The following is a 20,216-nucleotide window of genomic DNA, read 5'->3' as shown; positions in this document are numbered from 1 at the left end:
CATGCCCCTCGCCCATCGCTACGCCCTGTACCTGGCGCCCACCGGCCCCTGGCGCGAACACGGCAGCCGCTGGCTGGGCCGTTGCGCCGACACCGGCCTGGCGCTGCCGCCGCGGCCGGGCCAGAACGCGGAAGCGCGCAACTGGACCGAAGCGCCGCGCCACTATGGCTTGCACGCCACGCTGAAGCCGCCCTTCCGCCTGAACCCGGGCGCAAGGCCCGAACAGGTCGACGCGGCCGCCCGCCAGTTGGCCGCAGGCGGCACGCCGTTCTCGTTGGAACTGGAATGCGAACCGCTGCGCGGCTTCCTGGCCTGGCGCATCGCTGCGTCCGACACGCAGGGACGCGTGCGGATCCAGGCCCTGGCCGAAGCCGCCGTGCGCGACCTGGATCCCTTGCGCGCGCCGCCCACGCCCGAGGAAACCGCGCGCCGCCAACCGCAATCGCTCAGTCCGGCGCAGCAAACCATGCTGGCGCGCTGGGGCTATCCGTACGTATTCGATACCTACGTCTTCCACATTACGTTGACCGGCAAGCTGCAAGGCGAGGCGCTGTCGCAAGCGCAGGCCGAAATCGCCGCGTTCGCCGATCCCTTGCGCGGGCAGCCCATGGCCGTGCCCGGAGTCAGCGTCTACGTGCAGCCCGCGCCGGGCGCGGACTTCGTCGCGGCGAGGCACTACGGTTTTGATGGTTCCAGCATCGATGCGGCTGGAGCCGGCTATCTGCAAGGACCGGCGGCGGCATGAGCGCCTCGGTTCCCGCCGACGGCGCCAGGCTGATCTACCTGATGGGCGCTTCGGGCAGCGGCAAGGACACCTTGCTGCGCCTGCTGCGCGCCGAGCTGCGCGGCGATGAGCCCGTGCTGGTCGCGCATCGCTACATCACCCGCGACAGCGGCGCCACCGAAGACGCGCTAAGCCTGACCGAAGACGAGTTCGGACGCCGCGCCGCCCTGGGCTGCTTTGCCCTGCGCTGGGCCAGCCACGGCCTGCACTACGGCATCGGCATCGAAATAGACGCCTGGCTGTCCTGCGGCGCCGCGGTCATCATCAACGGCTCGCGCGCGCACCTGGAACAGGCGCACTCGCGCTACCCGGCCTTGACCGCCGTGGAAGTCACGGTTGATCCCGGCCAGCTCGTCCGCCGCCTGGCGGGACGCGGGCGGGAAAGCGCGGAACAGATCGCGCAGCGCCTGGCGCGGGCGACGCAGGCATTCCCCGTACCGCCACAATGCCGCTTGCTGCGCGTCAGCAACGATGCCGCCCCGGAAACCGCTGCCGCCGCACTGTTGAACATCGCCCGCAACAAGCTCAACGCCTAGCGCCGCCGTTCAACGCGGGTCGCCCTGGCCCCAGGGCGCGGCGGCGTCTCCGCACAGATCCAGCAGGATCTCCGAAAAGCATTCCTCCGCTGCGAGCGGCTGTTCGCGCTTGCGCCGTATCAGGTTGATCGGCGGCAGTTCCCAGCCGAAGTCCCAGGGCACCAAGCCCAGCTTGCCGCGCTGGCAGAGTTCGCGCGCGATGTCTTCCGGCACCACGGAGATGAGGGTCTCGTTCATCGTCAGCATGCCTTCGATCACGTCGGTGGAGTACGCCTCCAGCACCGGCGATGGCGGCTGCAATTCGGCGCGGATGAAATGCTCCACGATCAGTTGCCGCGTCGGCGTGTTGGCCGCCGGCAGCACCCAGTCCATCGCCGCCACAGCGGCCCAGTCCGGCTTGCGCCGCGCCAGCCGCTGCGCAAGCCGGCCATGCGCGATCAGGCGCGGCCGCTGGCGGTACAGCACGCGGTGGATCAGATCCTCCGGCGCCACGGTCGAGGTGGCGCGGCTGATGATGCAGTCCAGTTCGTGCCGGCGCAGCATGGGCACCAGATGGTCGGTGGTGGCGCGGTGCAGGCTGAGCGTCACGCCGTGGCGCTGGTGCAGGCGGCTGATGGCCGCCGTCAGCAAGGCGCTGGACACGTAGGGCACCACGCCCACCTGCAGATGCGCGGAACGGCCGGCGTGCAGGGCCTCGACCTCGCGCGCCCACAGGTCCAGGTCGCTGAGCATGTGGCGCGCGCGCACCAGGGCCAGGTCGCCCAGCGGCGTGGGTTGCAGGCCGCGACCGGTGCGCGTGAACAGCGGCGCGCCGAAGATGTCCTCGATCTCCGTGAGCGCCTTGGTGACGGCGGGCTGGCTGATGCCGGCCGCGGCGGCCACGCGCGTGAGCGAGCCGTGCCTGGCGATTTCGATCAGCAGCGCCAGGTGGCGATGCTTGAGACGGTTGGCGAGACGGGCGGCATCCCAGGTCACGATCTTTCCTATAACCAATTGGTTATTCAATTATGCCAACAAAGGAAAAATCAGTTATTTCATGACCCTATACTGCAAGCATCCCCTGCTGCCCGGACCGGCCTCATGAGCGCATCCTTCACCACCCGCCCCGAAATACGCGGCACTTTCGGCGTGGTCTCTTCCACCCATTGGCTGGCCTCGCAAGTGGCCATGAGCGTGCTGGAGCGCGGCGGCAATGCCTATGACGCGGCGGTCGCGGGCGGCTTCACGCTGCAGATCGTGGAACCGCACCTGAACGGTCCGGGCGGCGAAGTGCCCATCCTGCTCTGGAGCGAACGGGAACAGCGCATGCGCGCGCTCTGCGGCCAGGGCCCCGCGCCCGCGCTGGCCACGCCCGCCTATTTCCGCGGCCTGGGCCTGGACCTGGTGCCCGGCATCGGCCTGCTGCCCGCCACGGTGCCCGGCGCCTTCGGCGCCTGGCTGACCCTGCTGCGCGACTACGGCACCTGGGAACTGGCCGATGTGCTGCGCCCGGCGATCGACTATGCGCGCAACGGCTTTCCGCTGGTGCCGCGCATTTCGCAGGCCATTCTGGCGGTGCAGGCGCTGTTCCGCGACGAATGGACCAGTTCGCGCGAGGTCTGGCTGCCGAACGGCCGCGTACCTGCGCCCGACGCGCTGTTCCGCACGCCCGCCATCGCCGCCACCTATACCCGCATCCTGGACGAGGCGCACGCCCGCAGCACCGACCGGCGCGGCCGCATCGACGCTGCGCTGGAGGTCTGGTACCGCGGTTTCGTGGCCGACGCGATCGACGACTATTACACGCAGGCCGAGGTACGCGATACCACGGGCCAGCGCAACCGCGGCCTGCTGCGCAAATCCGATCTGGCCGATTGGCGCGCCACCTACGACGAGCCTCTGACTGTCCAATACGGCCGCTACACCGTGGCCAAGTGCGGGGTCTGGTCGCAAGGCCCGGTCCACCTGCAGCAACTGGCGATACTGCGGCACCTGGGCCTGGACGGGCTGGAGCCGACCTCGCCGCAATTCGTGCACTACGTGGCCGAGGCGGCCAAGCTGGCCTTCGCCGACCGCACCGCCTGGTACGGCGACCCTGCCTGCACGCAGGTGCCGCTGGCCGCTTTGCTCAGCGATGAGTACGCCCGCTCCCGCGCGGCAGGCATCGGCGCGCACGCTTCGTCCGAGTTCCTGCCGGGCAGCCCCGGCGGCCAGACACCGCGCCTGCCCGACCTGGACGCAGCCGTGCGCACCCTGGCTGCCTCCGACACCCGCTTCGGCGTGGGCGAACCGACCTTCGCCGCACTGCCGCCGGTAGCCGAATGGGCGGCGCGCGAGATCTTCGTGGGCGATACCTGCCAGATCGACGTCATCGACCGCGACGGCAATATGGTGGCCGCCACGCCGTCGGGCGGCTGGCTGTCGTCCAGCCCCGTCGTGCCCGGCCTGGGCTTCCCGCTGACCACGCGCCTGCAGATGACCTGGCTGGACGAAGGCGTGCCGGGCCAACTGCAACCGGGCAAGCGTCCCTGCACCACGCTGTCGCCCGGCCTCGCGCTGCGCGACGGGCAGCCTTACATGGCATTCGGCACGCCGGGCGGCGACCAGCAGGACCAATGGACGGTGGCATTCTTCCTGCGCCATGTCATGGGCATGAATCTGCAGGAGGCGATCGAAGCGCCCTCCTGGCATATCGATCACTTCCCGGGCTCGTTCTGGCCGCGCAGCCTTACCTTGAACCGGCTGACCGTGGAATCGCGCATGCCGGCCGCCACGCTGGAGGCGCTGCGCGCGGCGGGCCACGAGGTCAAGGTGGGGCCGGACTGGTCCGAAGGCCGCATCAGCGCCTGCACCCGCGAGCCTGCCGCGGGCGGCGGCCTGCTGCTGCGCGCCGGCGCCAACCCGCGCGGCATGCAGGGCTATGCCGCCGGCCGCTGAACCTGTTTCATTCAACCGGCATGCAGAGCGGATATCAAGCAAAGGGGTAAACACCATGAAACTGCAATTCAAACGACTGCTGCGCTCGTTCGCGCTGGGGTTGGCGCTGGCCGCGCCCGCGCTCACCCACGCCGCGTGGCCCGAAAAACCCATCACGCTGATCGTGCCGTGGGCTGCGGGCGGCTCCACCGACATCCTGGCGCGCGTGCTGTCCGAAGGATTGACCCAGTCGCTGGGCCAGCCCGTCATCGTGGAAAACCGCTCGGGCGCGTCCGGCAACATCGGCACCACCTTCGTGGCGCGCGCCAAGCCGGACGGCTACACCTTGCTGGTGGGCTCGATGAGCACGCACACGATGAACCAGGCGCTCTACTCCAGCATGCCGTTCGACGGTGTGAAGGACTTCACGCCCATCGCCGAGCTCGCGCTGGTCACCAACACCCTGGTGGTGAACCCGTCGGTCCCCGCGTCCAACGTGAAGGAGTTCATCGCCTACCTGAAGGCCAATCCCGGCACCGTGGCCTATGCCTCCGCCGGCCAGGGCTCCACCAACCATCTGAGCGCCGCGCTGTTCGAGAAGGCCGCCGGCGTGAAGATGATGCACATCCCCTATCGCGGCGGCGCGCCCGCGGTGCTGGACACCGTGGCCGGCCGCACGCAGGTGCTGTTCAGCGCCGGCACGCAGACCCTGCCGCATGTGCAGAACAACAAGCTGAAGCTGCTGGCCGTCACCGAGGAAGCGCGTTCGCCGCTGTTGCCCGAGGTGCCCACGGTAGCCGAGACCTTGCCGGGCTACGAGCTGTCGGTCTGGTACGGCGCCTTCGGCCCGGCAGGCATGCCGCCCGAACTGACCGCACGCCTGAACCGCGAGATCAACCTGATCCTCAAGCGTCCCGAAGTCATCAAGAAAATGGGCGACATGGGCGTGCTGCTGACCGAGACCACGCCGGAGCAATTCGGCCAGATCCTGGCGCGCGACGCCGACAAGTACGGCAAGCTGATCAAAGAACTGGGAATCACCGCCGAATGACCGTGAGCATCCAATCCACCGCGCCGGCGCAGGCCGGCGTGGCCGCCATCGCCCGGGCCTACGCGGCCGCCGATCCGGTCGCGGCCTTGCGCGCCATCGACGCCCATGCGCACGCCGCGCTGGCGCACACGCTGTGCACGGTCAACCGCTATGACGCGCAGGCCATGCGGGTGCTGCGGCTGTATAGCTCGAACCCCGAGGCCTATCCGCCCGGCGGCAGCAAGGACAAGAGCGGCACCGCCTGGGGCCGCCACGTCCTGCTGGAGCAAAAGCTGTTCGTCGGCGAAGGCGAGGACGCGATCCGCGCATTCTTCGACGACCATGACGCGATCCAGCGTCTGGGCCTGCGCTCGGTCATCAATGTGCCGGTGGTGTACGGCGGGGTCTGCCTGGGCACCGTCAACTTCCTGATGCCGCGCGCGGCGGTTTCGGATGCCGATGTGCAGGCCGCGCAGCTGGCGGGCCTGCTGGCGCTGCCTGCGTTCCAGGCGCTGCTTCCGCAGGCCTAAGGCCGCGGGGCCCGCCCGGGCCCCGCGCATGCTCAGATGAGCGCGCGCCGGATGCGCGCCGACGCCATGTCGATGATGACCACGAAAGCCACGATGATGATCATCACGGCGCAGGTTTCGGCGTAGCGGAAACTGCGGATGATCTCCCACAGCACGGTGCCGATGCCGCCCGCGCCGACGATGCCGACCACCGAGGCCGAACGCACGTTGGATTCGAAGCGGTACAGCGAATACGAGATCCACAGCGGCAGCACCTGCGGAATCACGCCGTAGACGATTTCCTCCAGCGCGTTCGCGCCGGTGGCGCGCACGCCTTCCACCGGACGCGGATCGATAGCCTCGACGGCTTCCGAGAACAGCTTGGCCAGCACGCCGGTGGTGTGCACCCACAGCGCCAGCACGCCGGCGAACGGGCCCAGCCCGACCGCCACGATGAACAGCATGGCGAACACCATTTCGTTGATGGCGCGGCACGCGTCCATCAGGCGTCGCATGGGCTGGTACACCCAGGCCGGCACCATGTTCGACGAGCACAGCAGCCCCAGCGGCACGGCGACCACGATGGCCAGGAAGGTGCCCCAGACCGCGATCTGCACGGTGACGATCATCTCGTCCAGGTACATGCGCCAGTCGCGGAAATTGGGCGGAAAGAAGTCGGCGGCGAACTGGGCCATATTGCCCGAATCGCGCAGCAGGTCCAGGGGCCGCATGTCGGCGCCCTTCCACGACATGACCAGCAACGCCAGCACGACGGCCCATACGAGCAGGACTGGCAGCGAGGAGCGCGGCGCGGCGGAAAGGCGGGAGGTCTGCATGGCTACGTTCATAGAAAAGGCGATCCGCTAGTTGGGTTTCAGTTGCGGGCAAGCCGGCGCGCCCCGCGGCGCGCCGGCTTGCCGCTTGCAGGCTTATTGCTTGGCGGCGGGCTGGCCCAGGCTGGCCAGCTTGCTGTCCAGCTCGGCCAGCTGTTTCTGCTTTTCGGCCTGGCCCAGCGTGGCGTCGGCTTCGACCTTGGCCTTCTCGCGCGCCAGTTCGATCTGGCGGATCGGCACCAGCTGCTGGTTGTCGGAGGCGCGGAAGCCCTGGTAGGTCAGCGCCTTCAGGTTGGCCAATTCGCGCTCGGCGTCCTTGCCCTTGCCATAGTTGACGAAGAAGTCGCGGATGCGGACCTTCAGGTCTGCCGGCAGGTCGGTGCGCATGACCAGCGGATCGGCGGGGATCAGCGGCGACTTCCACAGCACGCGCACGCTGTCGTTGGCATCCTTGCCCGTGTTCAGGCGATAGCGCTCCAGCGCCTCGGTGTTGTTGACGGCCACGTCGACCTGCTTGTTGATGACCGACAGCAGATTGGTTTCGTGGTTGCTGGCGCGCACCGTCTTGAAGAAGGTCTTGGGTTCGATCTTGTTGGCGGCCCACAGGTAGTAGCCGGGCACAGCCGTACCCGAGGTCGAATTGGGATCGCCCGCGCCGTAGCTCAGCGTGCCGCCGCGCTTGAGCACGTCGTCCAGGGTCTTCAGGTTGCTGTCCTTGTTGACGATCAGCAGCGACCAGTAGCCGGGGTTGCCGTCCTTGTCGATGACGGAGGCGAACACCTCGCCCTTGGCGCGGTCCACCGCCTCGATTGCGGACTTGTTGCCGAACCAGCCCATCTGCACCTTGTTGAAGCGCATGCCTTCGATGATGCCGGCATAGTCGGACGCGAAGAAGGGCTTGACCGGTACGCCGATCGCGCGGCTCAGGTCGTCGATGACCGGCTGCCATACGGACTTCAGGTTGGTCGACGATTCCGTCGAGATGATGCCGAAGTTCAGGGTCTTGGCGTCTTGCGCGTAGGCCTGCGCGGACAGGGCCGCGGCGGCGATCAGGGTGACAAAGGTTCTGCGTAGCATGGAAGGCTCCGGGGGGAAATGGGTCGGGATATCAGGCGGCTTGCGCCAGGCGGGACAGCGGCGCCATGCCGGGCGTGGCCGGCGCTTGCGGCGCATATTCGGGAAGGAGTTCGCTCAATTCGGAGCCATACAGGTCGCTCAGCATCGAAGGCGTGAGCGCGGCGGAGGGGCCGTCATAGACGACCTTGCCATAGCGCAGCGCCACCACCCGCGGGCAGTAGCGCAGGGCCACGTCCACCTGGTGCAGCGACACCACTACGGCCACCTTGCGGCCGCGGTTGATCTGGGCCAGCGTGTCCATCACGCGGCGCGAGGATTCCGGATCCAGCGAGGCGATGGGTTCGTCGGCCAGGATGACGCGGGCGTTCTGCACCAGCGTGCGGGCGATGGCCGCGCGCTGCTGCTGGCCGCCGGACAGCGTCGAGGCGCGCTGAAATGCGTAGTCGTCTATACCAACCTGGGCAAGCGCTTCGAGGCCTTGCTGCACTTCGCCGCGCAGGAACCAGCGCGTCAGGCTGCGCCACAACGGCACGCGCGGCAGCAGCCCGGTCAGCACGTTGGTGATGACCGGCAGGCGACCGACCAGATTGAATTGCTGGAACACGAAACCGATGCCGGCGCGCGCGGAGCGCACATCGCGGCTCAGGCGGCCATCGCGCTGGATCATGCGGCCGTTTACGGCCACGCTGCCCGAGTCGCCGGCCACGAAACCCGACAGATGGCGCAGCAGCGTCGACTTGCCCGAACCCGAGGCGCCGAGCAAGGCCACCATCTCGCCGTCGGCCACTTGCAGGTTCACGCCGTCCAGCGCCTTGGCGCCGGCGTGGAAGCTCTTGCTGAGCCCTTGTACTTCGATGGCGTAGGTCATCGTTGAATCCCCTTGGATGTGTTCATGGCGGCATTCTGTTTTCGCGGCATGACAGCACGATGACCTGGGAATCGATTCATTTGGCTGAAAATAGGGACACTGGAACGATCTGAAAGACGTTCGTCACAAAGGCCGTCTCCAGCCCGGCGCGCCGCAGGTATATTGGGGATATTCCCCACCAGCCTGGCGTTCATCATGATCAAAGGTTCCTGCCTGTGCAGCCGCGTCGCCTACGAGATCACGGGTCCGCTCACCGACGCCCTCAACTGCCATTGCACGATCTGCCGCAAGGCGCATGGCGCGGCATTCCGCAGCCGGGCGACGGTCCAGGTCAAGGACTTCGCCTGGACCCGCGGAGAAAACCACGTCACCTGGTACTGCTCGTCCCCGGGCAGCTACCGCGGCTTTTGCGAAGCCTGCGGCACGCCCCTCCTGACCCGCTTCGACCAGACGCCGGACGTCTACGGCCTGCCTCTAGGTCCGCTTGACGACGACCCGGGCATCAAGCCGGCAGCCCACTGCCACGTGGCCAGCAAGGCGCCCTGGTTCGACATCACCGACGGCCTGCCGCAGTACCCCGATGCGTATGGGGCGATGGAAGAAGACCATCCGCAGGCGGTTACATAAAAATTCAACCGAATAGTTGAATTTGTTGGCAAGGCCAGACTATATTCAACCTCATGGTTGAATCTATTCCCTCCCCCGTCCTCGATGCCGTCTTTCGCGCGCTGGCCGACCCCACGCGCCGCGACATGCTGCGCAGCCTGGCCGGTGGCGAGCAGACCATCGGCGAACTGGCGGCGCCCCACAGCATGAGTTTCGCGGGCGCCTCCAAGCATGTGCAGGCCCTGGAACGCGCCGGTCTGGTGCGGCGCTCCATCCGCGGCCGCACGCACGTATGCAGCCTCAATCCCGAACCCATGGCCGAGGCCATGCAGTGGCTGCGCTTCTATGAGCAATTCTGGTCGGGCAAGCTGGGCGCGCTGGAAGCCGCGCTCGCCGCCAGCCGGTCCCCGGCCGCGTCTTCTGGAGAACCACATGAGTGATCACGGCGTCGTTCTGGACCCCACCTCCATCCGTTTCACGCGGATACTGCCCGCCAGCGTCGACGAGGTCTGGGCTTTTCTCACCGAATCCGAAAAACGCGGGCGCTGGCTGGCATCCGGCGACATGGAACTGCGCGAAGGCGGCGGCGTGACGCTGCGCTTCGTGCATGCGGACCTGTCCTCGGTGGCAGAACCGGTGCCTGACGCCTACAAGCCGTACGAAGGCGGCGTCACCACGCAAGGCGTCATCACCCGCTGCGAACCGCCGCATTTGCTGGCTTTCACCTGGGGCGGCTCCCCCGGCCATCCTTCCGAGGTCACCTTCGAGCTGTCGCCTCAGGGCGAGGAAACGCGCCTGGTGCTGACCCACCGCAAGCTGTCCTCGCGTGACGGCATGGTGGACGTAGCTGGCGGCTGGCATGTGCACCTGGGCGTGCTCGGAGCTCGCCTGGCCGGCCGTGCCCCCGGTCCGTTCTGGTCCGTGCTTAACCGGGTGGAAGCCGAATACCGTGAACGGATCCCGGCTCGCTAGAGTCGTTGAACAGCAACTATCGCAGCGCGGCCACAGATAAATACTGGCTAAATATTGCGCTTTGCAGTACCATAAGTCCGTGATTTTTCCGCAAAAACCGGGCTTCGGTCACTCTGCGTGCCAACCTGTACCGCCTGCGGGCAATGCTCCGGGGCAACCCAGGACGTGCCTGATTTTTCCGGAAAAACCCCTCCGCCACCGGGCGCGCCTCCACCTCCATAGTTGCGCGGCCTGGCAGCACAAGCTCCACCCCGCTTCTTCCGGCGATTTGCGCAAAACGCGCCGCCGCGACCAAGCCGCGCACCGCGCGCACACTGCCCACGCGGCGCGAGTATCCGTCATTTCAGACATCCGCTTCGGATGCCGTGGCCCTTACCCGCGCTTGCCCGGACGTTTTACGTTCAAACCGCTGGACCCGCCCGTTCGGGTCCGACGCGCTTGCCGCCTCGCGCGGCGCGCCATGCCGTCGGTATGGCTGCGCGTTTTGATAGGAGAAAAGAATGGCTAAAGAAGAACTCATCGAACTGGACGGCATCGTTGACGAAGTGCTGCCCGATAGCCGCTACCGTGTGAAGCTGGACAACGGCATCGAAGTCGGCGCCTACGCCTCCGGCCGCATCCGCAAGCACCGCATCCGCATCCTGGCCGGCGACCGCGTCACCCTGGAAATGTCGCCGTATGACCTGACCAAGGGCCGCATCAACTTCCGCCACAAGGACGAGCGCGGTCCCGCGCCGCAGCGTCCCCAGCAATTCCGCCGCTAAGCCAGGGCGACAGGGCCGGCCCCGCGCCGGCTCCCTTTTCGCGCCAGCCTTAAACCTGGGCCGCGCGATGCCGTAATGCGTGGAGCGCCCGTTCATGAAAGAATGGCGCCCTCTGCCCGGCGCGACGCCCGGCAGGATGAGCATGAAGCAAGATGGACCTGACACAAGATCTGCAAGCCGCCGCTGACCAGCTTGCCCTGGCGCGAAGAAAATTCGTCAAGGGCGAGGAAGGCCTGCGCCTGCTGCATCAGTCGCGCGAGGCCTTCATCAACAGCCTGCGCAATACCGGCCTGACCTACGCCGAGGCCAAGACCAAGTACGACAACTGCCTGGACGAGCAGGAAGCCGAGCAGCTCGAAGTGCGGCAGCAGATGGACTATGCCGAGCGCGTGCATCAGCACGTGCTGCAACTGATCGCGCAGCAGGCCGCAACGGCCTGAGGGCGCGGGTCCGCGCCCCCATCCCGGGACAGGATCAGGGCTTGAACGCCCCGATGAAGATGGCCGGATCGACGCGCGCGTCGTTCAGGCTGACGTTCCAGTGCAGGTGCGGGCCAGTGGCGCGGCCGGTGGCGCCCACCTTGCCCACCAATCCGCCGCGCGGCACTTCGTCGCCGACCTTCACGTCGATCGCCGACATGTGGCAGAACATGCTGACGAAGCCCTGGCCATGGTCCAGGAACACCGTCTTGCCATTGAAGAAGTAATCCCCCACCAGCACGACCACGCCAGCGGCCGGCGCCTTGATCGGCGTGCCCGAGGGCACGGCGAAATCCAGGCCCGAATGCGGATTGCGCTCTTCGCCATTGAAGAAGCGGCGCAGGCCGAAGGGACTGGACAGGCGGCCGCCGTTCACCGGGCGATCCAGCAGCAGGTTGCTGGGCGTGATGCCAGCGCGGTAGGCGCGGTTGGCGGCGGCCTGCTCGGCCTGCTCGCGTTCGATGCGCTTCATGTCGTCCGGATCCGGATTGACCTGGCGCGGATTCTTCAGCGTGATGTGCTGGGCCTTGTATTCCTTGGCGCCGACCTTGAAGGACACTGAACGCTTGCCTTGCGCGTCCTTGATATCCACCTGCTGCTCGCCCGGCTTCACGCTGAGCGGGATGCCGACCACGGCGATCCACTGCTTGCCCTCTTCACGCACGACCAGCACGCGCCGGCCCAGGAAGCTGACCTCGGGCGCGCGTTCGGCATTGCCCAGGCCCAGGACGGCGACGCCGCCAGGCACGGGAACGTTGAGCTTGCGGCTGATGAAACCGCTCTGCTGCTGCGCGCGGGCCGGCAGGCCCAGGCAGAGGGCGGCCGCGGCCAGGCCCAGCCGCAGGACGTCGCGACGATGCTGCATGGCGTTCACAGGCACAGGTTGGCGGGCTCGATGATGCTTTGGTCGCGGCGGGCGATGCGCGTGGACAGGCGCGCTTCGGTCTTGCCCTTCCAGTGCGTGGTCGTCAGCACGGCTTCGACACCCAGGCTGTCCTCCTGGATCAATTCAAAGCCGTTGCGCACCGCCTTCTGCTGGAAATTGATGCCCAGGTTCTTCCAGGATTCGGCGACGCAAGCCGTGTAGTCCTCGGGCGTACGTTGGGTGGAACCGTAGAAGACCGGATCGCGGTCGCGCACGTCTTTGACGTTGGCGCAGGCCGACAAGGCTGCCAGGACAGTAAGGGACAAAGCGGTGCGGACCTTCATGGCGATGGAACTCTCGAGCGGTTGGAGGTGGATGGGGCGGCCAATATAACGCAGCGCCAGGTCAAGCCTGCGGCGCGCGCCGGGCCGATTTGGGACGGAAGGCCGCGATGACTTCCGGCCGGGTTTCGGCGTATGGGCCGCCGATAAGATCGATGCAATAGGGAATGGCGGCGAAGATCCCCGGCACCAGCACGGCGCCGTCCTCGCCCTTCAGTCCTTCCAGCGTTTCGCGGATGGATTTCGGCTGGCCGGGCAGGTTCACGATCAGGGCGGCGTGCGCGGGCGTTTCCCGGATGACCGCCACCTGGCGCGACAGGATGGCCGTGGGCACGAAGCGCAGGCTGATCTGGCGCATCTGTTCGCCGAAGCCGGGCATTTCCTTGGTGCCGACGGCGAGCGTGGCCTCGGGCGTGACGTCGCGGCGCGCCGGACCGGTGCCGCCGGTGGTCAGGACCAGGTCGCAGCCGCAGCCGTCCACCAGTTCGATCAGCGTCTGGGAAATGCGTGCGGGTTCGTCGGGGATCAGGCGGTCCACCGCCTGCCAGGGCGAGGCCAGGGCGCCGCCCAGCCATTCGCGCAGCGCGGGCAGCCCCAGGTCCTGATAGGTGCCGCTGGAGGCGCGATCGGAAATGGACACCAGGCCCACGATCAGTTCGTCGGGATGCTTGCGGGCGATACGGGTAGTGGCGGTCATGGGCTGCGCAATCTTGGTAAGAAACTGTCGGGCGGCGCGGATGCGGCCGTGGGCGAGGTCAATCATGGAAATCCAGAAGAGGCCCGCCAGAGCGATGCTATCGCATTCCTTCCCTGCGGGAATCGCGTCAGCAGGCAGCGCGCCGGCGGCGGCCCCTGTCGCAAAAAGGCGAATCGGCTTTGGCCCCGCTTTCCCGCGCTTGTTCCAGACATGTCCGCTCGATAACATCCGCTAACAAACCTATCCCAATAAAGAGGGCCCCGAGCGGCATTGGTTCCCCATGTTCAAACGCACACTACGGCAGCATGCGCTGGCGGCGGCGCTGGCCCTGGCCGCGGCGGCGGCCGCCGGATGGGGCGCCCTGCACTCCCTGGCGCTGAAGACGGAACCCGTGCCGGTGGCCGCTCCGGGCATCTACATCCCCAACCTGGGCAATACGCTGGAGGAACAGACGCGCAACCTGTCCCGCATGAGCCAGGCCTTGCGCACGGGCGACAGGCTGGTGATCCTGGGTTCGTCGGAGCTGACCAGCAACGACCTGCGCTTCGTGCCGTACCGCTACCTGGCCGACGAATTGCAGATGCCTGTGCTGGCTTATGGCCATTCGGGATTCCAGTCTCTGGGCATGCAGTTGGTGCTGGCGGCGATGGCCGAGGACCTGTCGCCAGCCTCGCGCGTGGTGGTGATGCTGTCGCCGGGCTGGTTTGACGGCGACGGCGGGCTGGGTCCGGACGAATTCAAGGAACACGCCAATCCGCTGCTGCCCCGCCTGCTGCGGCAGCCCGAGGGCCGGGCGGAGGTGGTCCGCTGGCTGCAGGCCAAGGGCGACGCGGGCGTCGCCTGGTCCATGGCGGCCGAGCAGGCCTACGTCTTCCGCCAGCGGCTGGTCAACCTGTGGGCGCCCGTCCACGCAGCGCCTGCCCCCGAGCGCGAACGCGAGGGGCCGCCCGCGGCCGCCCGGGTGGTGGACTGGGAGGCGCTGGCTGCCGACGCCCAGGGCGCAGAACAGGCCCTGATGGGCGGCAACCGCTACGCCGTGCGCGATGAATTCTTCAATAAATACCTGCGCAGCATTCCCGAGGGCGGCAAGACCGCCTATCTGCCCCAACCGCTGACCGGCCGGGACGAGCTGCGCGAACTGGACGCGCTGATGGCGCTGCTGCGGCAGCGCGGCGTCAATGCCCTGTTCGTCATGCAGCCGCTGCATCCGCTGGTGTTCAAGGACCTGGACCGCTTCGGGCCGGTGCAGCGGGAAGTCGCGGCGCTGTGCCAGCGCTATGCCATGCGCTGCATGGACATGTACAGCGCCCCCTTCGAGGTGGGGATGCTGCGGGACGTACAGCACCTGGGGGAACTGGGCTGGCTGCGCGTGAACCAGAAGATCGCTGAAGTGTTCTACCCATGAAGGATGGCCGGCAATGAAACGAACCCTGTGGCTGTGCCTGCTCTACCTGGGCGTCCTGGCGGTGATGGTGATCCAGGCGGATACCTCGGCGAACCTGGGCAAACCGATGGAAATCGAGTTCCAGTATTCGAAATTCTGACCCCGGGCGGGGTCAGCTGGCCGCACTTGGTAGCCGCAAGCAACCAGTGACAGGTCACAAATCTGCAATAATCGGCTCCTCTCGCCGGAACCTCCCCCGCCTCCATGTTCGACCTCTTCCACGGCCTAGACCTCTGGGTCGGCCTCAGCCTTGCGCTGGCCCTGACATTCGTCCTGGCCTTCGAATTCATCAACGGATTCCATGACACGGCGAACGCCGTGGCCACGGTCATCTACACCAAGGCCATGCCGCCGCATCTGGCAGTGGTGCTTTCCGGCATATTCAACTTCCTGGGCGTGCTGCTGGGCGGGGTGGGCGTGGCCTATGCCATCGTGCACCTGCTGCCGGTGGAGCTGCTGATCAACGTGGACACGGGCCGCGGGCTGGCCATGGTGTTCGCCATGCTGGCCGCGGCCATCGCCTGGAACCTGGGCACTTGGTACTTCGGCATTCCGGCGTCCAGCTCGCACACGCTGATCGGCTCGATCCTGGGCGTGGGCCTGGCCAACGCGCTGATCACCGACCTGCCGCTGGCGGACGGCGTCAACTGGGGCAAGGCCATCGACATCGGCCTGTCGCTGGTGGTGTCGCCGGTGGCCGGCTTCCTGGTGGCGGGCGGCCTGCTGCTGGCGCTCAAGCGCTGGCTGCCGCTGTCCAAGATGCACAAGACGCCGGAACAGCGCCGCGCCATCGACAATAAAAAGCATCCGCCCTTCTGGAACCGCCTGGTGCTGGTGCTGTCCGCCATGGGCGTGAGCTTCGTGCACGGCTCCAACGACGGACAGAAAGGGATTGGCCTGATCATGCTGGTGCTGATCGGCATCGTGCCCGCCAACTTCGTGCTGGACACCAACAGCACCACCTACCAGATCGAGCGCACCCGCGACGCCGCCAACCACCTGAACGTGTTCTACCAGCGCAATGAAGCCATGCTGGGCGAATACCTGGCGCTCAAGCGCGTGGACGCGACCACCGAACTGCCGCGCAACTTCCGCTGCGACCCCGAACTGACCATGCCGACCATCGCCGCGCTGCAGGCCGATCTGCACGGCGTGTCCAACTACGCCGACCTGTCGGCCGAGAAGCGCATCTCCGTGCGCCGCTACCTGCTCTGTCTGGACGACACGGCCAAGAAGGTCGCGCGCATCGAAGGGCTGCCGGCCCGCGAACGCGCCGACCTGCAACGCCTGCGCGCCGACCTGACAGCCACCACCGAATACGCCCCCTTCTGGGTGATCGTGGCAGTCGCCCTGGCGCTGGGCGCGGGCACCATGGTCGGCTGGCGCCGCGTGGTGCTGACGGTGGGCGAGAAGATCGGCAAGCAGGGCATGACCTATGCGCAGGGCATGTCCGCACAAGTCACCGCCATGGGCGCCATCGGCATCGCCAACGTCTTCAGCCTGCCTGTTTCCACCACCCACGTGCTGTCCTCGGGCGTGGCCGGGACCATGATCGCCAACAAGAGCGGCCTGCAAGGCAGCACCGTACGCAACATCCTGATGGCCTGGGTGCTGACCCTGCCCGCCTCGATGCTGCTGGCCGCCGGCCTGTTCTGGATCGGCGTGCAGATCGCTGGCTGATGATTCGCGGCCGTGCAGGCAATCTGCACGGCCGATGCAACACTCTGGCTATCCCGCCAGGCTTCCTGCCAGCCGTGCCCGCGTCTACCATGGCGCCATGGCTACCTCAAATCCCACCCTGCATTACATTTTCGACCCGCTCTGCGGCTGGTGCTATGGCGCCGCGCCGCTGGTGGAGGCGGCTCGAGCCGTCTCCGGGCTGGACATCGCGCTGCATGGCGGCGGCATGATGACGGGCGGCAACCGCCAGCCGGTCACCGACAGACTGCGCCGCTACGTCATGCCGCATGACGAGCGCATCGCCGGCCTGACCGGCCAGCCCTTCGGCGAAGACTATTTCAACGGCCTGTTGCGCGATGAGGGCGCGGTGTTCGATTCCGAGCCGCCCACCACTGCCATCCTGGCCGCGCAGACGCTGGCCGGTCGCGGCCTCGACCTGCTCAAGCGCATCCAGCGCGCCCACTACGTACAGGGGCTGCGCATCGCCGATCCGGCCGTACTGGCCTCCCTGGCGGCCGACATCGGCCTGGACCCGGCAGCCTTCCGCGCGGCCTATGACGCAGCCCAGGGCGCCGAAACCGCCACGCACATCGCCGCCAGCCGCAGGCTGCTGGCGCAGGTCGGCGGCAGCGGTTTTCCCACCCTGGCACTGGAACGCGATGGCGTCTACGAGATGCTGGAGCCCAGCCGCTACCTGGGCCGTCCGCAGGAATGGCAGGCGGACCTCGGCGCGCGCATCGGCCGCGCTTGAAGGCGGGCGCCCCGCGTCAGGCTTCTTCGATGTCCCCGTCGCGCTGCAAGGCGCGGTGCATGGCCGGACGGTCGCCCAGCCGCTCCGCGTAGGCGGTGAACACAGGGGTCTCGGGCAGAACCTTCACCTGCATCATGTATTGCAGGGTGCCGCCCAGCACGATGTCCGCGGCCGAGAACTTGTCGCCCAGGAAGAACGGCCGCGCCTGCAAGACCCGGGTCAGCACCTGCTCGACCTCCTCGGCCGAACCCCAGCCCAGCGCGCCGCCCGGATGCGGCGTCTTGAAGGCGCGCTCGGCCATGGCCGGTTCGAACACGCCGGTGGAATAGGCCAGCCAGGTCAGGTATGGCCCGCGCAGCGGGTCGCCCACCACCGGACCCAGCCCCGCTTGGGGGAACAGGTCGGTCAGGTAAAGGGCGATTGCCGGCGTCTCGAACACGGGCACGCCGTCGTGCACCAGGGCCGGCACCTTGCGATGCGGGTGGATGTCGATGTAGTCCGAGGGCATGTGGCCCGCGCTGTCGGTGCCGCGGATGGACACCATTTCGGTGTCGTAAGGCACGCCTAGTTCCTCGAGCAGCCAAAGTATCCGGAACGAGCGCGAACGCGGCGCATGATAAAGCGTAAGCATGGTCGGTCTCCGTGGAAGTCCGACCATTTTGCCCCGCGGGTCTTACGCCGCCAAGGCCAGCAACACCCCGTATCCCGCCATGCCCAGCAGCACCGCGACGCCGGCATTGCTGACCAGGCGGGCCGCCACGGCGGTCACGACCAGGCCGCCTGCGTAGGGGCCGAGGTTCGCCGTCTGGTCGCCGGCGGCCAGCAGGTCGGGCACGATCACCGCCGCGGCGATCCCAGCCAGCAGCGACGGCCCCAGGGCGGCCAGCGCCGAGCCTTCGCGCGACAGGTGGCGCAGCAGGCGGCTGCGCTCGGACAGCATGAAGGGCAAGGCGCGCGTCAGATAGGTGATGGCCGCCATGGCGATCACCGCGCCCCAGAAACCCAGTCCGTCGGTGTTCATGCGGGCCTCCTCATTCGATACGCCACGCAGCCGATGATCGCGCCGGCCAGGATGGCCAGGCTGGTATGGCCCAGCGCGGCCACGGCCCCGGCTCCGGCCACCGCCGCAACGATGGGCAGGCCCATGCCGCGCTTCGCGCTCTGGCACACCAGGGCCATGAACAGCGCCGGCAGCGCAAAGCGCATTACCTGTGACAGCATGGGGTAGTGGCGCTCCAGGCCGTCTCCCGCATAGACGCCGACGGCCGTGCCGGCGATCCAGGTCAGCCAAGCGCCCAGCCCCAGCGCGATCATCCAGCGCTGGCGGCCCGCGGGCTCCACGGTCTGCAAACGGTTGAAAGCGGTGGCGAAGACTTCATCGGTGAGCAGGAAGGCGACCTTCAGGCGCTCATTCAGTCCCGCCGGCAGGAACCGCGACAACAGCGGGCCGTACAGCAGATGGCGGGCGTTGAGCAGCGAGCACAGCGCCACCACCCACAGCCACGGGGTGCCGGCCTTGATGGAAGCGAGCAGCAGGAACTGGCTGGCGCCGGCATAGACCAGCACGGAAATCAGCACCACCTGCAGCGGAGACAGGCCCGCGGCCACGCCCGCGATGCCGAAGGTCACGGCCACCGGGAAGTAGCCGATCATGACGGGCAGGCAGGATTTCAGGCCGTCGATGCGGGCGCTGCCCGCCAGAGCGGGCGCATGGGCTGGAGGGGTCTGCAAGGTGTTCCGCTGGTCTCTTCAACAACCAGCTAGTTTACCCACCCGCGCACAGCCTACTTGTCCTCCAGGCCCAGCGCGCGCAGTTGCGCCTTCAGGCGACGGACTTCCTGGCTCAGGTCCAGGATCAGCGCCGCAGCGTCCAGGCCGGCGCCGTAATCCCGCACCAGGCGGCGGGCGTCCAGCGCGCGTTGCAGGTCGGCGCTGTAGAAGCGCCATTCGGCGGGCCTGGGACCGCTGGCATTGACGATGCCGACCTCGACCAGCCTGACGACCCATTCGACTTCCTCGCCGCAGGCGCGGGCCAGGTCGTCGGCGGAAAGCGGCCGGGACTTGCCCACGACCGTGGCGGTGGTGACGACTATTTTTTTCATGGTCATACCCCCAGGTGGCGCCGCGGATTGAAGGGCAGGTCCTGCTGCAGCTTGCGGTAGGCCTCCTTGGCCGCTTCGCTATCGGCGGGCGGCAACACCAGGTCCAGCACCAGGTAGAGGTCTCCGGGCGGATCGCCCGGAATGCCGCGGCCGCGCAGGCGCAGCTTGCGGCCGTTGGCGGACCCCGCGGGGATCGACACTTCGACCGTGCCGCCCGGCGTGGGCGCATGCACGCTGGCGCCGAGTGCCGCTTCCCACGGCGCCACCGGCAGCGTCATGTAGAGGTCGCGGCCGTCGGCGCGGTAGCGCGGATGCGGCTTGAAGCGGACTTCCAGATAGAGATCGCCGTTCTCGCCGCCGCCGTAGCCGGGCATGCCCTGCCCGGCCAGCCGGATGTACTGGCCTTCGCGCACGCCGGCGGGGATGCGCACGCTGAGCGTGCGGGTCTGCATGTGGGGGCGGCCCTGCTCGTCCATCTGCATGGAACGCAGGCTGATGTCGCGCGTGGCGCCCTTGAGCGCGTCTTCGAGGTCCACCTCGATCGCGGCGTGGTGGTCCTCGCCGCGCGCGCGGAATTCCTGTTGCTGCTGCGCCCCGCCGCGCCGGTTGCGGCCGCCGAACAGCGAAGAGAAGAACTCGCTGAACTGGGCCTCGTCGCCGGGCGCGGCGCCGCGGTGGAACTCGAAGCCTTCGTCCCAGCCGGGCGGCGGCTGGAAGCTGCCCTCGGGCGAGACGCCTGCGGCCAGATTGTCGTAGGCCTGGCGCTTTTCCTTGTCGCGCAGCACGTCATAGGCTTCGTTGACGTCGCGCATGCGCGTTTCGGCGTCGCTTTCCTTGCTGACGTCGGGATGGTATTTGCGGGCGAGCTTGCGGTAGGCGCGCCGGATGTCGTCTTCGGAGGCGTCCCGCTCCACGCCCAGCATGCTGTAGTAGTCCTTGAACTCCATGTGCAGCCCTTGGCAAAGCGTTGCGGCCGCTTCCGG

At 67.6% G+C, this 20,216-nt stretch carries 26 protein-coding genes; 14 read left to right on the top strand and 12 right to left on the bottom strand.

The features are described 5' to 3' along the window. Position 1: 1 nt before the first annotated feature. Both DXK93_RS21590 and phnN read left to right on the top strand, forming a co-directional pair. Positions 2 to 745, top strand: coding sequence for a DUF1045 domain-containing protein (locus DXK93_RS21590; RefSeq protein ID WP_119451062.1), 744 nt, complete (start codon positions 2 to 4; stop codon positions 743 to 745). Continuing rightward, positions 742 to 1,320 (top strand): phosphonate metabolism protein/1,5-bisphosphokinase (PRPP-forming) PhnN, encoded by a 579-nt coding sequence (gene phnN / locus DXK93_RS21585; protein WP_119451061.1) that lies wholly within the window; start codon positions 742 to 744, stop codon positions 1,318 to 1,320. The genes DXK93_RS21590 and phnN overlap by 4 nt, the downstream gene beginning before the upstream one ends. A gap of 9 nt (positions 1,321 to 1,329) precedes the next feature. On the opposite strand, the gene DXK93_RS21580 is transcribed toward phnN, so the two are convergent. Further along, the gene (locus DXK93_RS21580) at positions 1,330 to 2,295 is read right to left on the bottom strand and encodes a LysR family transcriptional regulator (protein WP_054451497.1); all 966 of its coding nucleotides are present in this window, start codon (positions 2,293 to 2,295) and stop codon (positions 1,330 to 1,332) included. A gap of 105 nt (positions 2,296 to 2,400) precedes the next feature. On the opposite strand from DXK93_RS21580, the gene DXK93_RS21575 reads away from it, so the two are divergent. From DXK93_RS21575 to DXK93_RS21565, 3 genes are read left to right on the top strand one after another with little or no spacing between them, the layout of a single operon-like run. Beyond that, positions 2,401 to 4,236, top strand: coding sequence for a gamma-glutamyltransferase family protein (locus DXK93_RS21575; RefSeq protein WP_119451060.1), 1,836 nt, complete (start codon positions 2,401 to 2,403; stop codon positions 4,234 to 4,236). Positions 4,237 to 4,291: 55 nt separating this feature from the next. Then, positions 4,292 to 5,266 (top strand): tripartite tricarboxylate transporter substrate binding protein, encoded by a 975-nt coding sequence (locus DXK93_RS21570; protein WP_054451502.1) that lies wholly within the window; start codon positions 4,292 to 4,294, stop codon positions 5,264 to 5,266. After that, positions 5,263 to 5,775, top strand: a complete 513-nt coding sequence (locus DXK93_RS21565) for a GAF domain-containing protein (protein WP_119451059.1) — start codon at positions 5,263 to 5,265, stop codon at positions 5,773 to 5,775. Before DXK93_RS21570 ends, DXK93_RS21565 begins: the two co-directional genes overlap by 4 nt. A gap of 32 nt (positions 5,776 to 5,807) precedes the next feature. On the opposite strand, the gene phnE is transcribed toward DXK93_RS21565, so the two are convergent. The 3 genes from phnE to phnC all read right to left on the bottom strand — a co-directional run bounded on the left by phnE (position 5,808) and on the right by phnC (position 8,532). Further along, positions 5,808 to 6,602: a phosphonate ABC transporter, permease protein PhnE gene (gene phnE / locus DXK93_RS21560; protein WP_054451506.1), complete on the bottom strand. Its 795-nt coding sequence runs from the start codon at positions 6,600 to 6,602 to the stop codon at positions 5,808 to 5,810. 81 nt (positions 6,603 to 6,683) lie between these two features. Continuing rightward, positions 6,684 to 7,664, bottom strand: coding sequence for a phosphonate ABC transporter substrate-binding protein (gene phnD, locus DXK93_RS21555; RefSeq protein WP_054451508.1), 981 nt, complete (start codon positions 7,662 to 7,664; stop codon positions 6,684 to 6,686). A 31-nt stretch (positions 7,665 to 7,695) separates the two neighbouring features. Next, complete coding sequence (gene phnC, locus DXK93_RS21550; RefSeq protein WP_119451058.1) at positions 7,696 to 8,532, bottom strand: phosphonate ABC transporter ATP-binding protein; 837 nt, start codon at positions 8,530 to 8,532, stop codon at positions 7,696 to 7,698. A 195-nt stretch (positions 8,533 to 8,727) separates the two neighbouring features. On the opposite strand from phnC, the gene DXK93_RS21545 reads away from it, so the two are divergent. The 5 genes from DXK93_RS21545 (at position 8,728) to DXK93_RS21525 (ending at position 11,314) form a co-directional block, all read left to right on the top strand. Then, positions 8,728 to 9,159, top strand: coding sequence for a GFA family protein (locus DXK93_RS21545; RefSeq protein ID WP_054452219.1), 432 nt, complete (start codon positions 8,728 to 8,730; stop codon positions 9,157 to 9,159). A 53-nt stretch (positions 9,160 to 9,212) separates the two neighbouring features. Beyond that, positions 9,213 to 9,578: a helix-turn-helix transcriptional regulator gene (locus DXK93_RS21540; RefSeq protein WP_054451512.1), complete on the top strand. Its 366-nt coding sequence runs from the start codon at positions 9,213 to 9,215 to the stop codon at positions 9,576 to 9,578. After that, positions 9,571 to 10,110 (top strand): SRPBCC family protein, encoded by a 540-nt coding sequence (locus tag DXK93_RS21535; RefSeq protein WP_119451057.1) that lies wholly within the window; start codon positions 9,571 to 9,573, stop codon positions 10,108 to 10,110. Before DXK93_RS21540 ends, DXK93_RS21535 begins: the two co-directional genes overlap by 8 nt. A 500-nt stretch (positions 10,111 to 10,610) precedes the next feature. Then, positions 10,611 to 10,874 carry a translation initiation factor IF-1 gene (gene infA, locus DXK93_RS21530; RefSeq protein WP_013395703.1) on the top strand — a complete coding sequence of 88 codons (264 nt, stop codon included), beginning with the start codon at positions 10,611 to 10,613 and terminating at the stop codon, positions 10,872 to 10,874. Positions 10,875 to 11,026: 152 nt separating this feature from the next. After that, positions 11,027 to 11,314: a hypothetical protein gene (locus DXK93_RS21525; protein WP_054451514.1), complete on the top strand. Its 288-nt coding sequence runs from the start codon at positions 11,027 to 11,029 to the stop codon at positions 11,312 to 11,314. Between the two features lie 34 nt (positions 11,315 to 11,348). Here the strand turns inward: DXK93_RS21525 and DXK93_RS21520 are convergent, their stop codons facing one another. The 3 genes from DXK93_RS21520 to mog all read right to left on the bottom strand — a co-directional run bounded on the left by DXK93_RS21520 (position 11,349) and on the right by mog (position 13,256). Continuing rightward, positions 11,349 to 12,218, bottom strand: a complete 870-nt coding sequence (locus DXK93_RS21520; protein WP_054452221.1) for a peptidoglycan DD-metalloendopeptidase family protein — start codon at positions 12,216 to 12,218, stop codon at positions 11,349 to 11,351. Positions 12,219 to 12,223: 5 nt separating this feature from the next. Beyond that, positions 12,224 to 12,562 (bottom strand): hypothetical protein, encoded by a 339-nt coding sequence (locus tag DXK93_RS21515; RefSeq protein WP_054451515.1) that lies wholly within the window; start codon positions 12,560 to 12,562, stop codon positions 12,224 to 12,226. Positions 12,563 to 12,623: 61 nt separating this feature from the next. Further along, positions 12,624 to 13,256 carry a molybdopterin adenylyltransferase gene (mog, locus tag DXK93_RS21510; protein WP_119451068.1) on the bottom strand — a complete coding sequence of 211 codons (633 nt, stop codon included), beginning with the start codon at positions 13,254 to 13,256 and terminating at the stop codon, positions 12,624 to 12,626. A gap of 280 nt (positions 13,257 to 13,536) precedes the next feature. Here mog and DXK93_RS21505 point away from each other — a divergent pair, with 280 nt between their 5' ends. The 4 genes from DXK93_RS21505 (at position 13,537) to DXK93_RS21495 (ending at position 17,131) form a co-directional block, all read left to right on the top strand. After that, on the top strand, positions 13,537 to 14,661 hold the full coding sequence (locus tag DXK93_RS21505; protein WP_119451056.1) for a D-alanyl-lipoteichoic acid biosynthesis protein DltD: 1,125 nt from the start codon (positions 13,537 to 13,539) through the stop codon (positions 14,659 to 14,661). Between the two features lie 13 nt (positions 14,662 to 14,674). Further along, positions 14,675 to 14,800: a hypothetical protein gene (locus DXK93_RS32505; protein WP_008162923.1), complete on the top strand. Its 126-nt coding sequence runs from the start codon at positions 14,675 to 14,677 to the stop codon at positions 14,798 to 14,800. A 104-nt stretch (positions 14,801 to 14,904) separates the two neighbouring features. Further along, positions 14,905 to 16,380, top strand: coding sequence for an inorganic phosphate transporter (locus DXK93_RS21500; RefSeq protein ID WP_054451517.1), 1,476 nt, complete (start codon positions 14,905 to 14,907; stop codon positions 16,378 to 16,380). Positions 16,381 to 16,477: 97 nt separating this feature from the next. Next, the gene (locus DXK93_RS21495) at positions 16,478 to 17,131 is read left to right on the top strand and encodes a DsbA family protein (protein ID WP_119451067.1); all 654 of its coding nucleotides are present in this window, start codon (positions 16,478 to 16,480) and stop codon (positions 17,129 to 17,131) included. Positions 17,132 to 17,147: 16 nt separating this feature from the next. Here the strand turns inward: DXK93_RS21495 and DXK93_RS21490 are convergent, their stop codons facing one another. The 5 genes from DXK93_RS21490 to DXK93_RS21470 are packed head-to-tail and all read right to left on the bottom strand — an operon-like array spanning position 17,148 to position 20,180. After that, positions 17,148 to 17,762 carry a glutathione S-transferase family protein gene (locus DXK93_RS21490; RefSeq protein WP_054451518.1) on the bottom strand — a complete coding sequence of 205 codons (615 nt, stop codon included), beginning with the start codon at positions 17,760 to 17,762 and terminating at the stop codon, positions 17,148 to 17,150. Positions 17,763 to 17,804: 42 nt separating this feature from the next. Next, complete coding sequence (locus DXK93_RS21485; protein ID WP_119451055.1) at positions 17,805 to 18,152, bottom strand: AzlD domain-containing protein; 348 nt, start codon at positions 18,150 to 18,152, stop codon at positions 17,805 to 17,807. After that, on the bottom strand, positions 18,149 to 18,862 hold the full coding sequence (locus DXK93_RS21480; protein ID WP_119451054.1) for an AzlC family ABC transporter permease: 714 nt from the start codon (positions 18,860 to 18,862) through the stop codon (positions 18,149 to 18,151). Before DXK93_RS21480 ends, DXK93_RS21485 begins: the two co-directional genes overlap by 4 nt. A 53-nt stretch (positions 18,863 to 18,915) precedes the next feature. Beyond that, on the bottom strand, positions 18,916 to 19,233 hold the full coding sequence (locus DXK93_RS21475; RefSeq protein WP_054452227.1) for a chaperone modulator CbpM: 318 nt from the start codon (positions 19,231 to 19,233) through the stop codon (positions 18,916 to 18,918). Between the two features lie 2 nt (positions 19,234 to 19,235). Then, entirely contained in the window at positions 19,236 to 20,180 is a 945-nt protein-coding gene (locus DXK93_RS21470; protein WP_119451053.1) for a DnaJ C-terminal domain-containing protein, read from the bottom strand. Positions 20,181 to 20,216: the final 36 nt, after the last annotated feature.

Source organism: Achromobacter sp. K91 (assembly GCF_003576205.1).
GTDB classification, from domain to species: Bacteria; Pseudomonadota; Gammaproteobacteria; order Burkholderiales; family Burkholderiaceae_B; genus Achromobacter; species Achromobacter aegrifaciens.
This window is presented reverse-complemented; position numbering and strand designations above follow the sequence as displayed.